10 protein-coding genes are annotated in these 13,714 nt (G+C 62.1%); all 10 read right to left on the reverse strand.

Annotation, left to right across the window (positions count from 1 at the left end; all coding sequences use genetic code 11):
• Positions 1-6 precede the first annotated feature (6 nt).
• The 10 genes from NCS03_RS23185 to NCS03_RS23230 all read right to left on the reverse strand — a co-directional run bounded on the left by NCS03_RS23185 (position 7) and on the right by NCS03_RS23230 (position 13,664).
• Positions 7-228 carry a DUF3079 domain-containing protein gene (locus NCS03_RS23185; RefSeq protein WP_008349074.1) on the reverse strand — a complete coding sequence of 74 codons (222 nt, stop codon included), beginning with the start codon at positions 226-228 and terminating at the stop codon, positions 7-9.
• A gap of 127 nt (positions 229-355) precedes the next feature.
• Entirely contained in the window at positions 356-1,531 is a 1,176-nt protein-coding gene (locus NCS03_RS23190) for an NAD(P)H-dependent flavin oxidoreductase (protein ID WP_250529883.1), read from the reverse strand.
• A 75-nt stretch (positions 1,532-1,606) separates the two neighbouring features.
• On the reverse strand, positions 1,607-2,275 hold the full coding sequence (locus NCS03_RS23195) for a response regulator (RefSeq protein ID WP_175982649.1): 669 nt from the start codon (positions 2,273-2,275) through the stop codon (positions 1,607-1,609).
• Between the two features lie 45 nt (positions 2,276-2,320).
• Entirely contained in the window at positions 2,321-4,171 is a 1,851-nt protein-coding gene (locus tag NCS03_RS23200) for a type IV pili methyl-accepting chemotaxis transducer N-terminal domain-containing protein (protein WP_008349083.1), read from the reverse strand.
• 18 nt (positions 4,172-4,189) lie between these two features.
• Positions 4,190-4,873 carry a respiratory nitrate reductase subunit gamma gene (gene narI / locus NCS03_RS23205; RefSeq protein WP_250529884.1) on the reverse strand — a complete coding sequence of 228 codons (684 nt, stop codon included), beginning with the start codon at positions 4,871-4,873 and terminating at the stop codon, positions 4,190-4,192.
• Positions 4,870-5,547, reverse strand: a complete 678-nt coding sequence (narJ, locus tag NCS03_RS23210) for a nitrate reductase molybdenum cofactor assembly chaperone (RefSeq protein WP_250441235.1) — start codon at positions 5,545-5,547, stop codon at positions 4,870-4,872. Before narJ ends, narI begins: the two co-directional genes overlap by 4 nt.
• A 13-nt stretch (positions 5,548-5,560) precedes the next feature.
• The gene (gene narH, locus NCS03_RS23215; RefSeq protein WP_250522087.1) at positions 5,561-7,114 is read right to left on the reverse strand and encodes a nitrate reductase subunit beta; all 1,554 of its coding nucleotides are present in this window, start codon (positions 7,112-7,114) and stop codon (positions 5,561-5,563) included.
• The gene (locus NCS03_RS23220; protein WP_250529885.1) at positions 7,111-10,818 is read right to left on the reverse strand and encodes a nitrate reductase subunit alpha; all 3,708 of its coding nucleotides are present in this window, start codon (positions 10,816-10,818) and stop codon (positions 7,111-7,113) included. Before NCS03_RS23220 ends, narH begins: the two co-directional genes overlap by 4 nt.
• A 204-nt stretch (positions 10,819-11,022) precedes the next feature.
• Complete coding sequence (locus NCS03_RS23225; protein WP_034472401.1) at positions 11,023-12,411, reverse strand: NarK family nitrate/nitrite MFS transporter; 1,389 nt, start codon at positions 12,409-12,411, stop codon at positions 11,023-11,025.
• Between the two features lie 2 nt (positions 12,412-12,413).
• Positions 12,414-13,664: an MFS transporter gene (locus NCS03_RS23230; protein WP_250529886.1), complete on the reverse strand. Its 1,251-nt coding sequence runs from the start codon at positions 13,662-13,664 to the stop codon at positions 12,414-12,416.
• Positions 13,665-13,714: the final 50 nt, after the last annotated feature.

Genomic DNA, 13,714 nt, shown 5'->3' on the forward strand with positions numbered 1-13,714 from the left:
CGCGATTCAGCGCGCTTTGGCGACGGACGGTTGAATCGACTTGGCGTTGTCGGCGATTTCGAGGCCCCAATCGCCTTGCTCGTACCAGTCTTCGCCAAGCAACTCGGCCGGATGCTGCGTCCGGCTCGAACCGTTTCCGCAACGCATGGCGTCCGTCGCGCAATAGTGATCGCAGCCCCAGCAATTGCGCTCGGGATGCTTTGGGTTCAGGGGAAAGCGCTTCGACATCGTGCGGTACTCCGTGGATTGCGGCGTGCGAGCCAATCGGCATCAAGCCTAAGATCGGCCCCGTTCCGAGCCAATAGGAACGGGACGATCGGTCACGGCTCGCAGCGAAACACGATGTTTCCGCTTCTCAGCACGCCGCCGGGGACGATTTCGTCGCGCCCGTCAACAGGAGTTCGATCAGATCGCGCACGTTGCGGATCGCTGCGCCGAACGGCAGTTTTTCACGCCCGCGGAAGAACAGTCCATTGCCGACGTCGCCCCGCAATGCCGCGGCAAGCCGCGTATCGATGCAGAAATGCCCGAATTTCTCGATGCCATCGCGCAAGCCGCACGCGCTCAGGCATTCGAGCGCCGACGGACACGTCTGTTTGCGCGCGCCGATTTTCGTTCGAATGCGTTCTTCGTTACGCAGATAGCGCATGAGCCACGGCGTCTTGACGGCGCGCGCGGGCAGGCCGGTCACGCTGATGAACTCGACGATATCTTCGGGCTCCGCCTCGACCAGCACGCGCTTGAACTCCGGATGCGCGTCGCCCTCCTCGGTGACGGCGAACGGCGTGCCGACCTGCACGCCGTTGGCGCCGGCCGTGAGCCACTTGCGCACGGCTTCATGGCTGTTGATGCCGCCCGCGACGATCACCGGCACGTCTTCGCGCTTGAGTCCGAGCGCCGCAAACGATGCATCGAGTTCCTTCAGAACGCGCTCGAAGCCGAAGCGCTCGTCGTTCATATCGGCGACGTCCGCGACGCCGATATGGCCACCCGCGTGTCCGGGATGCTCGATCACGATGGCGTCGGGCAAGCGGCCTTTCTTCATCCATTTCTTGAGGACGAGCGTGACGCCGCGGCTATCGGAGAGAATCGGAATGAGCGCGATATCGCAACCTTGCGTGAGATCGGGCAAGTCGAGCGGCAGGCCCGCGCCCATCACGATGGCATCGGCGCCCTCTTCGCACGCCACGCGCACGTAATCGGCGTGCGCGCTCACGGCTTTCATCACGTTCACGGCGATCATGCCGCGTCCTTGCGACAACTCGCGCGCCGACTTGATCTCGCGCGCGAGCGCGATGAGGTTGGCGCGCTCGAGCGTCGGCCGCGAGTGGTCTTCGCGGCACATGGCGAGCAAGTCTTCGTGATGATGACGCAAGTCGATGCTCGCGATGGTGCCGACCGCGCCTTCTCGCGCGACGCTGCCCGCGAGCCGATGCGCGGAAATGCCGACGCCCATGCCGCCCTGCACGATCGGCAGCAGATTGCGGCCGCGAATCGTGAGCGGCGCGAAAGAATGATCGTGAGAGGTCATGGGCAAATCAGTTTGATGTGAATTCATGGTGTACAGCTTGATGTGATCCGAGCTTCGATGCAGCGCGACGACCGTTCAAACGGCTTCCGTTGCCTGCACCGCATCGTGCCCGACCGCGTATATCGCGACCTGCACGCGGCTCGTGAGATTGAGCTTGCGCAAAATGTTGCGCACGTGGATCTTCACCGTGCTTTCCGCGAGCATCAGCGAGCGCGCGATTTCCTTGTTGCTTGCACCGTGCGACAGTTCGCGCATGATGTCGCGCTCGCGCGTAGTGAGTGGATCGGCGGCGACCGCTGGAGCGGGAACCGGCGCTGCCTTCGGTGCACGCATGCTTGCGATGAGCTTCGCCGTCATGTCGTCCGCGATGACGGGCTGGCCCCCCGCCGCCTTGCGGATCGCGCTTGCGAGCGTCTCCGTTTCGATGCTCTTGAGCAGATAGCCGCACGCGCCATCGCGCAATGCCAATGAAAGTTCGTCGAGATCTTCGGATACGGTCAGCATGACGACCGCCGTTTCCGGTACGTCCTGCACGAGCAACTTGAGCGTTTCGAGGCCGGATAGTCCGGGCATGTTGAGATCGAGCAAAATCACGTCCGGGCGAAATTGCTTGGCGCGCTTGAGACCTTCGAGCCCGTCGGACGCTTCGCCGACGACTTCGAAGTCTGACTGCCGTTGCAGGAGCGCGTGAACGCCTGAGCGAAATAACGCGTGGTCGTCGATCAACAGAATGCGGATGGTCATGACACAACTCGAAGCAGCTCTCGAAGCGAGCGCGCGTGACCATATTCAGACAGCCTGACGCGCCGGGGCGGGCAAGACGAGTTCGACGCGCGCCCCGCATGCTGGCGCTCCGGTCAGCCGCAGAATTGCGCCGAGCCTTTGCGCGCGCTCGCGCATGATATGAAAGCCGACATGCGTCTCGCCAAGGACGGCCATCTCCTTTGGATCGTAGCCCTGACCATCATCTTCGACAAGGAGGCTAAAGTCACGACCATTGACGATCGTCACGAAAACGCGCTGAGCTTCCGCGTGTTTGCGAATGTTCGACAGCGCCTCCTGCAAAATGAAAAGCACTTGCAACTGCTGATCCGGCGGCAAAGGCAAGCCGCCTTCCTCCCGATAATCGAGCGATGGCGCAATGCCCGTTTGCATGCCAAAGCGTTCGACGGATTCGTTTACCGCCCGCCTCAGATCGCCGGTGCCGAGCCTAGTGCGGAAATTCATCAGGAGTTCCCGAACGTCGTCGTAGCTTTCCGCCAATCCGCCCGTAAGCATAGGCACGATTTCGCGGATTTCGTCCATGCGTTCTTCGCGCGTGGCCGCATCCAGAAGATGTACCTGCATCTTCATGAAGTTCAGGCTTTGCGCGATGCTGTCATGCAAGCCCTGCGCAACGAGATTTCGCTCCTCCGACACCGCAAGCTGCCGCGCCAATGCCGCAAGCCGTCGGTTCTTGAGCGCTGTGCCGAAGTGCGTGCCGAGTGTTTCGAGCAAGTGCGCTTCGGTTGCGGGAATAGTCCGCTCGCCGCCGAAGTGCAGCGAGAACGCGCCGAGCTTCTCGCCTTGCGAAACGATGCTGAACGCCGCGACGCTCGCGAAACCCGCGCGTTGGCATGAACGCTGCGCGCATGCGCAGGCGTCTGCGGCGAAGCAACTTTCGTCCTGAAGCAGCGCGGCCGGCAATCCTTCCGAGCCGATCAGACGCACTTGACCATCTTCGGTGAAGAGACGAACCGCCGCGCCGTCGGCGTCGAATTGACGCATGAGGCGTGCAAGAAAGCCTCGGCACAGCGCGTCGACGTCATTCGGCTGATTCACGAACGCCGCCATTTCATAAAGGGCCGTCAGTTCGCGGTTCTGCGCGGCCAGCTCGGCGGTCTTCGCTTCGACCCGGCCCGCAAGGTCGCGATAGAGCGTCTGCAATTCCGCGGCCATGCGATTGAAGCCCGCGGCAAGATGTCCGAACTCGTCCTGCGTTTCGACGGGCAGACGCGCATCGAACTCGCGTGCCTCGATGCGCGCAAGCCCGTCCTGCAAGCGCTGAACGGGCACGACGATCCACAAGAAGAGCAAATAGACGATCGCCGCGGTGCCGATACACGCCATCGCCGCAAGCGCCATCTGCGACGTGCGCAGCCACGCGGTCTTGCGTGCGTTCTCCCGCTCGATCAAGCCGACGAGGTCGTCGGCGCCAGTGACGAAAGTGCGCAATTGCAGCAGATAGCGCGCCACCGCCTGTGGGTCTGCGCTCGCCATGCCCTCGCGAACATCGGGTTCGAGTCGCGAATGCCACGCGTTCGCGACGTGATCGAACTGTCGGCGCACATCGACATCGTCTGGAAGGAAGAGCGGGCGCGCTGGATCGCCTTTACGCAGGCGGTCGAGCGTTGCGTTCATCTGCTCGATCTGCAGTTGCAGCAACGGCGATGGCGCCTTTTCACCCTTCAATAGCGCAATTGCGACTGCGTTTGCGCGCATGCGCAGGCTGCCTGCGTCGTTGATCGCGGCGCCTGCACCCTGCAGTTGCCATGAGAGCCAGAGTGTCCCGCCGATCATCGCGAGCACGAGAACCAGCGACACCATCGACAGCGTGACGATGCGTGTGGTCAGACGTTCGCGAAACGACGACAGGAACATGCTTCTCGATCAAGGGAATCAGCGGCTGCGGACCAATTGCCAGGCCCGCCCAAGATAGCCGAGCGAAGCGAAGCCGCTCCACACATGCACGAGACGCGTGAACGGGAATATCACGAAGAGACTCATGCCCATGAACAAATGTATACGGAAGAGCAGCGGCGCATCTGCGACATAGTGCGCGGCATCGGCTCTGAACGTGAAGATGTGCTGGGCCCAGGTCATGAGCCGCACCATCATCGAGCCGTCCATGTGACCGGCCGATACGCCAATCGTCGATAGACCCAGGAGCAGCGTGATCAAGATCCACAGCAACAACACGCGGTCGCCGACTTTCGTCACGGCGGACAGGCGCGCGCTCGTCAAGCGTCGATGCAGCAAGATCAGCAATCCTGCGAGGCATAACGTGCCCATTACACCCCCAGCGATCATTGCGAATACCTGCTTGACGCTATGCTGGACGCCGAGCGCGTCCCATACGGCGACCGGCGTGAGCAGGCCGACGAGATGCCCGAAGAACAGCCCGAGAATCCCGACGTGAAACAAGATGTTGCCAAGTCTGAGATTGCCGCGATCGACGAGTTGGGTGCTATCCGCCTTCCACGAATATTGCTCGCGTTCGAAACGCACGAAGCTGCCGAAGAGAAAGATGCTGGCGGCGATATACGGATAGATACCGAAAACGAAGGAGTTGAGCATGTTCATCGTGCGTCCTTTGCGGCAAGAGCGGCCGCGCCGGCAGTCATTGCGCCGCGCGGATGAAAGCGAATGGTCTGCGTATCCTGGCGCATGTGCGGTGCGAGCAGAGGCTCGACCCCGTCCGCGCCCGGACCGAAGGTTTCGAGCATTTCGTCCATGTCGCGCACGGGCGGCTGCGCGAGCGGACGCGGGTCGACCGTCGCGAGCTCGCGCAACACCGCGAAAACCGTGGCATACGGGCTCTCATTGCGCGCGAGACGTTCACCGATGGCATCGAGCACATGAATGGCGTCATTGAGCAGCGACTGCGCGCGGGCCGGCTCGATCGCGCCCAGCGCTTCGAGAAAAAGCGGCACGTAGTCGGGCAATTCGTTCGATTCGATATCGAGGCCGAGACCGCGATACTCGTCGAGCAGATCGACCATCGCCTGACCGCGATCGCGGCTTTCGCCATGAACGTGTTCGAACAGATGCAGCGAATGCGACGGATTGCGGTCGAACGTGGCCACGTATGTAAGTTGCACTTCGATCAGCGGACGCTTCAGCGACGCGATGAGCGGTGCAAGGCGCGTTTGGGCCTGCGGCCAGTCGTGCAACGCGGCTTCGATTTCTGGCAGCGCGTCAAGAAGCGCGGGCTCGGGATAATCGAGCAGCGCGGAAAGTATGGAATAGAGCGACATGTGTGATCCTCGGTCAGCCTTCCTGCAGTGCCTTCTTGCGCGACTTCGGCAACGCCGCGTAGCTTACTTCGCCGTGCGTTCGCGATCCGAAAAGCGATCCGTCCGATACCCCCGATGATCCGCAATTGCCGAACGAGAAACCGCAACTGCCCTTTTCGTCAAAGCTGTCCTGCGCCATTTCCTTGTGCGACGACGGCACGACGAAACGGTCTTCGTAGTTGGCGATCGCCATCAATTGATACATCTCTTCCACTTGCGACGCGGTGAGGCCGACATCGTTCAGCACGGCGTCATCGTTCACGTTGTTCACGTTCTGCGCACGCTTGAACGCGCGCATCGCGAGCATGCGGTTCAGCGCGGAGACGATCGGCGCCTCATCGCCGGCGGTGAGCAGGTTCGCGAGATAGCGCATGGGAATGCGCAAGCTCTTCACGTCCGGAATCACGCCGTTCATGCCCATGTGACCGGCATCCGCGGCCGACTGGATCGGCGAGAGCGGCGGCACGTACCAGACCATAGGCAGCGTGCGGTATTCCGGATGCAACGGGAACGCGACCTTCCACTCGCACGCCATGCGATACACCGGCGAGCGCTTCGCCGCGTCGAGCCAGCTTTGCGCGATGCCCTGACGGAGCGCTTCCGCCTGAACTTGCGGGTCGTGCGGATCGAGGAACAGATCGAGTTGCGACTGATAGAGATCCGTCGTCGCTTCGACCGACGCAGCCTCGGCAATGCGGTCCGCGTCGTACAGCATCACGCCGAGATAGCGGATACGGCCTACGCAGGTTTCCGAGCACACCGTCGGCTCACCCGCTTCGATACGCGGATAACAGAACACGCACTTCTCGGCCTTGCCCGACTTCCAGTTGAAATACATCTTCTTGTACGGGCAACCGGACACGCACATGCGCCAGCCGCGGCACTTGTCCTGATCGACGAGCACGATGCCATCGTCTTCTCGCTTGTACACCGAGCCCGACGGGCACGACGCCACGCATGCCGGATTCAGGCAGTGCTCGCACAGTCGCGGCAGATACATCATGAAGGTGTTCTCGAATGTCGAGTACATCTCCTTCTGCACGTTTTCGAAGAGCGCGTCGCGTCCGCGCGAATCGAATTCGCCGCCGAGATCGTCTTCCCAGTTCGGACCCCAATGGATCTTGTCCATCTTCCTGCCCGTGATCGCGGACACCGGGCGCGCCGTGGGCGGCGTTTCCGAAAGCGGCGCGTTCTGCAGGCGCTCGTAGTCGTATGTGAACGGCTCGTAGTAGTCGTCGATGGCAGGCAGATTCGGATTCGCGAAAAGGTTCGCGAGCACTTTCAGCTTGGGCCCTTGGCGCGGCTCGATGCGTCCGTCGCTTTTGCGAATCCAGCCGCCGTTCCACTTCTCCTGGTTCTCCCACTGCTTCGGATAGCCGATGCCCGGCTTCGTCTCGACGTTGTTGAACCACGCGTACTCGACGCCATCGCGCGATGTCCACACGTTCTTGCACGTCACCGAACACGTATGGCAGCCGATGCACTTGTCCAGATTCAGGACCATCGCCACCTGGGCGCGGATCTTCATGATGCTGCTCCTTCCTTCAGCGGGCCTTCGAGCCAGTCGACTTTCTTCATCTTGCGCACGATCACGTATTCGTCGCGGTTGCTGCCCACGGTGCCGTAATAGTTGAAACCGTAAGCCTGCTGCGCATATCCGCCGATCATGTGCGTCGGCTTGAGCACTGTGCGCGTGACCGAGTTATGGATACCGCCGCGCATGCCGCTCGTCTCCGCGCCCGGCACATTGATGATCTTTTCCTGCGCGTGATACATGAGGCACATTCCGCGCGGCACCCGCTGACTGACGACGACGCGCGCCGTCAGCGTGCCGTTCACGTTGAACACTTCGACCCAGTCGTTGTCCCTGAGACCGGCTTCCTTTGCTTCCGCTTCCGAGACCCACACATGCGGGCCACCGCGCGACAGCGTGAGCATGCGCAGGTTGTCCGTGTACGTCGAGTGAATGCCCCATTTCTGGTGCGGCGTGATCCAGTTCAGCACCAGTTCGTGCTCGCCGTTAGGCTTTGCACCGAGCATCGGCGCAATGGTTTTCGTGTCGATCGCGGGCTTGTAGACGCACGAGCCCTCGCCGAAATCGAGCATCCAGCGGTGATCCTGATAGAACTGCTGACGCCCCGTGAGCGTGCGCCATGGAATCAGTTCGTGAACGTTCGTGTAGCCCGCGTTGTAGCTGACTTCTTCCGACTCGAGCCCGGACCATGTGGGCGCGGAAATGATCTTGCGCGGTTGCGCCTGAACGTCGCGGAAACGGATCTTGTCGTGCTCGCGACCGAGCGCGAGGTGCGAATGATCGCGTCCCGTGATCTTCGAGAGCGCTTCCCACGCCTTCACCGCGACGTGGCCGTTCGTTTCAGGCGCAAACGTGAGAATCATCTCGGCGGCGTCGATGGCCGTCTCAAGACGCGGACGTCCCTTGCTCTGACCGGATAGATTCCCGAGCTCTTCGACTTCGTACGCCGTATTCCAGTTGATGCCCTTGCCGCCGTTCCCTAGTTTCTCCAGCAGCGGACCGACCGACGTGAACTTCTCGTAGATCGCGGTGTAGTCGCGCTCGACGACCGTCATCGAGGGCGCGGTCTTGCCCGGGATCAGGTCACATTCGCCGCGACGCCAGTCCTTCGGCTCGAACGCCTGGCCAAGTTCGCCCGGCGTGTCGTGCATGAGCGGCGTGCAGACGAGGTCCGTGCGCGTGCCGAGATGCTTTCCGCCGATTTCCGCAAACTTCTTCGCGATGGTCTTATAAATTTCCCAGTCGCTCTTGCTTTGCCATAACGGTTGCACCGCTTCTGACAACGGATGGATGAACGGATGCATGTCCGACGTGTTGAGGTCGTTCTTCTCATAGAACGTCGCGCTCGGCAGCACGATGTCGCCATAGAGGCAAGTCGTGCTCATACGGAAATCGAGCACGGTCAGCAGATCGAGTTTGCCTTCCGCCGCGTCGCGCACGTTCACTTCGCCGGGTTTGATCGCGTCGGCCTCATCGCCGAAGAGCGCGTTCTGCGTGCCGAGAAGATACTTCAGGAAGTATTCGTGTCCCTTGCCGGAGCTGCCCAGAATATTCGACCGCCACACGAACATGTTGCGCGGGAAGTTCGCCGGATTGTCGGGGTCGTCGCATGCGAAATCGAGCTTGCCCGACTTGAGTTGCTCCACCGTGTATTCAATCGGATCGCGACCCGCGCGCTTCGCGGCGTCGACGATATCGAGCGGATTCGCACCGAGTTGCGGCGCCGAGGGCAACCAGCCCATGCGCTCGGACTTCGCGTTCATGTCAAGCATCGAGAGATTCTCGTAACGCGACTTGTCGGCGGTCGGCCCGAGAATTTCGTCGACGGCGACTTTCTCGTGACGCCATTGGCTCGTATGGTTATAGAAGAACGACGTGCCGTTCATCTGGCGCGGCGGACGGGACCAGTCGAGTGCGAACGCGAGCGGCGCCCAGCCGAATTGCGGACGGAGCTTTTCCTGGCCGACGTAATGCGCCCAGCCGCCACCGCTCTTGCCGACACAGCCGCACATCATCAGAAGGTTGATGATGCCGCGATAAATCATGTCGTTGTGATACCAGTGATTCAGCGCTGCGCCGACGATCACCATGCTCTTGCCTTGCGTACGGTCCGCATTGTCGGCGAACTCACGCGCCACCTGGATCACGAGATGGCGTGGCACGGTCGTGTGCTTTTCCTGCCATGCGGGCGTGTACGGGGTGTCGTCGTCATAGGACGTCGCGACGTTCGCGCCACCGAGGCCCTGATCCACGCCGTAGTTCGCCATCTGCAAGTCGTACACGGTCGCAACGCGCGCGCCCGTGCCGTCTGCGAGCGTGATGCGCTTCACCGGCACGCGACGCGCGAGCAGTGCGTCATGCTCCGCGCCAAAGTATGGGAAGCTCACCTCTGCAATCTCGTCATGAGCGTCGATCAGCGACAGGCACGGATCGATGTCGCGACCCGAACCGCCGTCCTTCTGTTCGAGGTTCCAGCGGCCGACTTTCGCGCCGTCGTTGTGATTCGCCTCGCCCCAGCGGAACCCGATCGTGCCGTTCGGCGCGACGATCTTGCCGCTCGTCTCGTCGATGACGAGCGTCTTCCATTGCGGATTGTTCGCTTCGTCGAGATCGTTCTGCAGTTGCGATGCGCGCAGGAAATGATCGGGCACGAGCGTGCCTTCGTGTTCGCGCAGCACGACGAGCATCGGCATGTCGGTATAGCGCTTCACGTAGTCACGGAAGTACGCTGACTTGCCGCTCGCGTGGAATTCCTTCAGCACGACGTGGCCCATCGCCATGGCGAGCGCGGCGTCCGTGCCCTGCTTCGGCGCGAGCCAGATGTCGCCGAACTTCACCATTTCGCCGTAATCCGACGACACCGCGACCGTCTTCGTGCCCTTGTAGCGCACTTCGGTGTAGAAGTGCGCGTCGGGCGTGCGCGTCTGCGGCACGTTCGAGCCCCAAACCATCAGGTACGTGGAGTTGTACCAGTCGGCGGATTCGGGCACGTCGGTCTGCTCGCCCCAGATTTGCGGCGATGCGGGCGGCAGATCACAGTACCAGTCGTAGAACGACAGGCATGCGCCGCCGATCAGGCTCAGATAGCGCGCGCCGGCCGCATAGGAAACCATCGACATCGCTGGAATCGGCGAGAAACCGATCACGCGGTCAGGCCCGTACTTGCCAATGGTGTACGCATTCGCCGCCGCGATGATCTCGCTCGCGGTGTCCCAGTCGGCGCGCACGAAACCGCCGAGGCCGCGCACGCTCTTGTAGCGCTTTGCCTTCACGGGGTCTTCGCAAATGGACGCCCACGCCGCGACCGGATCGAGCGTCTTGCGCGCTTCGCGCCACATTTCGATGAGACGGCCGCGAACCATCGGATGCTTCACGCGCTGCGCGGAATACACGTACCAGCTATACGACGCGCCGCGCGGACACCCGCGCGGTTCGTGATTCGGCAAATCGGGGCGCGTGCGCGGATAATCCGTCTGCTGCGTTTCCCACGTGATCAGGCCGTTCTTCACGTAGACCTTCCACGAGCACGAGCCCGTGCAGTTCACGCCATGCGTGGAGCGCACGATCTTGTCGTGCTGCCAGCGGCTGCGATAGCCGTTTTCCCATTTGCGGTCTTCGTTCACGACCGCGCCATGTCCATTCGAGAACGTGGACTTGATGCGCGACATGAACTTCAGCCGATCCAGAAAGTGACTCATCCGTTTCTCCGGGCGTGGCGGCCATGCGCCGCCATGAATACGTTGATTCGAGTGTAGGGACGCGATCGCCGCGCGCCCATTCCCCGAAAGGAGGCGTCGACGCGCATCAGACGGACTAGTGCGCGTACTCCTTTCGGACTAGGTCTATCTCCGCGCACGCGGACGAACTTGAGGCCCGACTACGCGCACCGCGTGCCGGAGGGTTCAGCAAGGCATGTCCGCATTGCGGCGTGCATAGCAGAACCACGTCACCGCCGCGCACAGCGCATAGAAGGCGATGAAGCACCAGAGCGCGGTGTCGGGCGAGCCGGTCATGCTCATCGACGTGCCAAAGCTGCGCGGAATGAAGAAGCCGCCGTACGCGCCGATTGCACCGGCAAAGCCGAGCACCGCCGCCGATTCTTTTCCCGCTTCGTGCAGCGCCTGCTTTTTCGCCGAGTCGGATTCGCCTTCGGCTTCGCGCTGCTTCTGCGTCAGAAAGATCACGGGGATCATGCGGAAGGTCGAGCCGTTGCCGATGCCCGTCAGCGCGAACAGTGCGATGAACATCGCGAGGAAGCCGGCGAAGTTGCCGCTCGCGCCGTCGTGCGGCAGAAACGCCATCACGCCGAACACCGCCGCGATCATCGCGATGAAGGTCCACAGCGTCACGCGCGCGCCGCCGAGGCGATCCGAGATCCAGCCGCCGACCGGCCGCGTGAGCGCGCCAGCGAGCGGCCCGAGGAACGCGTAAGCAGTGGGATTGACCGATGGGAACTCAGCCTTCGTCAGCAACGCGAGGCCCGCCGAAAAGCCGATGAACGAACCGAACGTGCCGATGTACAACAGGCACATGAGCCAGTTGTGCTTGCGCCGGAATATGACGGCCTGTTCGGCGAACGAGGCTTTTGCATCGGCGATGTCGTTCATCCCGAACCAGGCCGCGAGCGCCGAGATGACGATGAACGGCACCCAGATGAAGCCCGCATTCTGCAGCCAGATGCTGTGCTCGACGCCGTTCACGTCGTAGGACTGGCCTGCGCCCGCGAATGCGCCGAACACGCTCGCCGAGATCACGAGCGGCGTCACGAACTGAACGATCGACACGCCCAGATTGCCGATGCCCGCGTTCATGCCCGTCGCGAAACCCTTCTTCGCCTTCGGGAAAAAGAAGCTGATGTTCGCCATCGACGAACTGAAATTCGCGCCGCCGAGGCCGCACAGCAACGCCAGAACGAGCAGCGTCGGATAGCCCGTCGACGGATCGCGCAGCGCCAAGCCCATGCCGAGCGCTGGAATCAGAAGACTCGCGGTGGAGAACGCTGTAAAGCGGCGTCCGCCGAATATCGGCACGAGAAACGAGTAGAAGATGCGCAGCGTCGCGCCAGAAAGCGGAGGCAACGCGGTGAGCCAGAACAACTGGTCCTTCGTGAAGTGAAAACCACCCTTATCGAGATTGACAACGACGACGCTCCATAGCGACCACACGGCGAACGCCAGCGCGAGCGCGGGAATCGAGATCCAGAGGTTGCGGCGGGCGACCGATTCGCCCGTTGCGCGCCAGAAGGCGGCGTTCTCGGGATCCCAGCGAGTGAGCAGATAGCGTGAAGACATGGTTAGTGCTTGGGTTGAAACGTGAAGTGCATGCAGATGAGACTGACCGCGGTCGCGCCGAACATCAGCATGAAACAGGTGGTACGCACGCCGGTGAGGTCGACGAGCAAACCAAAGAGAATCGGCAACAGGAAGCCGGCAAGTCCGCCCGCGAGGCCGACGATGCCCGACACGGCGCCGATGTTCGTCGAGAACTCGTCCGACACGAACTTGAACACCGACGCCTTGCCGACCGCCATCGCAACGCCGACGACAAACATGAGCACCGTATAGGCGACCGGTCCCATTTCGATGTGGAACGTGCGCGGGCCGTCTTTCGCGTGGACGACGAAATCCGTCACCGGATAGCTCAGCAGGAAGAAGCACGCGAGCGCGACCCACATGACGATCCAGGTCGTGCGGTACGCGCCGAAGCGGTCCGACATCCAGCCGCCGAGCGCGCGCAGCACGCCGCCCGGCAACGAGAAGCAAGCGGCGAGAAACGCGGCCTGTTCGATGCCGAAGCCGTACTGATTCACGTAGTACTGCGGCATCCACAATGCGAGGCCGACGTAGCCGCCGAACACGACCGAGTAGTACTGCGCGTAACGGAGCACGCGCCGGTCTTTCAGCACGGTCATCTGCGCGGCGAAACTCTGCGTGCCGGCGCTGCGATGCGCGGGATTGGACGCCGACACGAACCAGAAGACGATCGCGGTGAAGAGCATCGCGACGGAATAGACCTTCGGCACGATCGTCCATGTGCCCGCCGCGAGAATCAGCACGGGCGCGACGAACTTGGTCAGCGCCGCACCCGAATTGCCCGCGCCGAAGATGCCCATCGCGAGGCCTTGACGCGACTTCGGGAACCAGCGCGCGACATACGGCGTGCCGACTGAAAACGACGCGCCCGCGACGCCGACGAACAAGCCGAGCACGAGGAATTGCCACAGTTCCGTGGCATAGCCGATCAGCCAGATTGGCGCGATAGTGACTGCCATCGTGCAGAAAAAGACGATACGGCCGCCGAAACGGTCGGTCCAGATGCCGAGCGGCACGCGCAGCAACGAACCCGTGAGCACCGGCGTCGCGGCGATGAGGCCGAACTCGGTATCGGTGAGATGAAGCTGCTTTTTGAGAGGGATGCCGAGAATGGCGAAGACCATCCAGATGGCGAAGCAGATCGTGAATGCGAAGGTGCTTGCGCCGAGCACGCGCCAGGCGCGCGTGTCGGTCGATGCTTTTGTAGCGAGGGTTGAGTCGACGACGCTCATCGTCCTTTCCTTGTCGTTGTAACTTTCCCGACAAGGGTAAGGAGCGTCGC

Origin of the sequence: Caballeronia sp. ATUFL_F1_KS4A, assembly GCF_023630905.1 — a bacterium.
In the GTDB taxonomy this organism is placed as follows: Bacteria; Pseudomonadota; Gammaproteobacteria; order Burkholderiales; family Burkholderiaceae; genus Caballeronia; species Caballeronia zhejiangensis.

Excerpts from the sequence above, each read along its gene's own strand:
- NCS03_RS23185 (WP_008349074.1), bottom strand. The coding sequence starts at position 228 with ATGTCGAAGCGCTTTCCCCTGAACCCAAAGCATCCCGAGCGCAATTGC.
- NCS03_RS23190 (WP_250529883.1), bottom strand. The coding sequence starts at position 1,531 with ATGACCTCTCACGATCATTCTTTCGCGCCGCTCACGATTCGCGGCCGC.
- NCS03_RS23195 (WP_175982649.1), bottom strand. The coding sequence starts at position 2,275 with ATGACCATCCGCATTCTGTTGATCGACGACCACGCGTTATTTCGCTCA.
- NCS03_RS23200 (WP_008349083.1), bottom strand. The coding sequence starts at position 4,171 with ATGTTCCTGTCGTCGTTTCGCGAACGTCTGACCACACGCATCGTCACG.
- narI (WP_250529884.1), bottom strand. The coding sequence starts at position 4,873 with ATGAACATGCTCAACTCCTTCGTTTTCGGTATCTATCCGTATATCGCC.
- narJ (WP_250441235.1), bottom strand. The coding sequence starts at position 5,547 with ATGTCGCTCTATTCCATACTTTCCGCGCTGCTCGATTATCCCGAGCCC.
- narH (WP_250522087.1), bottom strand. The coding sequence starts at position 7,114 with ATGAAGATCCGCGCCCAGGTGGCGATGGTCCTGAATCTGGACAAGTGC.
- NCS03_RS23220 (WP_250529885.1), bottom strand. The coding sequence starts at position 10,818 with ATGAGTCACTTTCTGGATCGGCTGAAGTTCATGTCGCGCATCAAGTCC.
- NCS03_RS23225 (WP_034472401.1), bottom strand. The coding sequence starts at position 12,411 with ATGTCTTCACGCTATCTGCTCACTCGCTGGGATCCCGAGAACGCCGCC.
- NCS03_RS23230 (WP_250529886.1), bottom strand. The coding sequence starts at position 13,664 with ATGAGCGTCGTCGACTCAACCCTCGCTACAAAAGCATCGACCGACACG.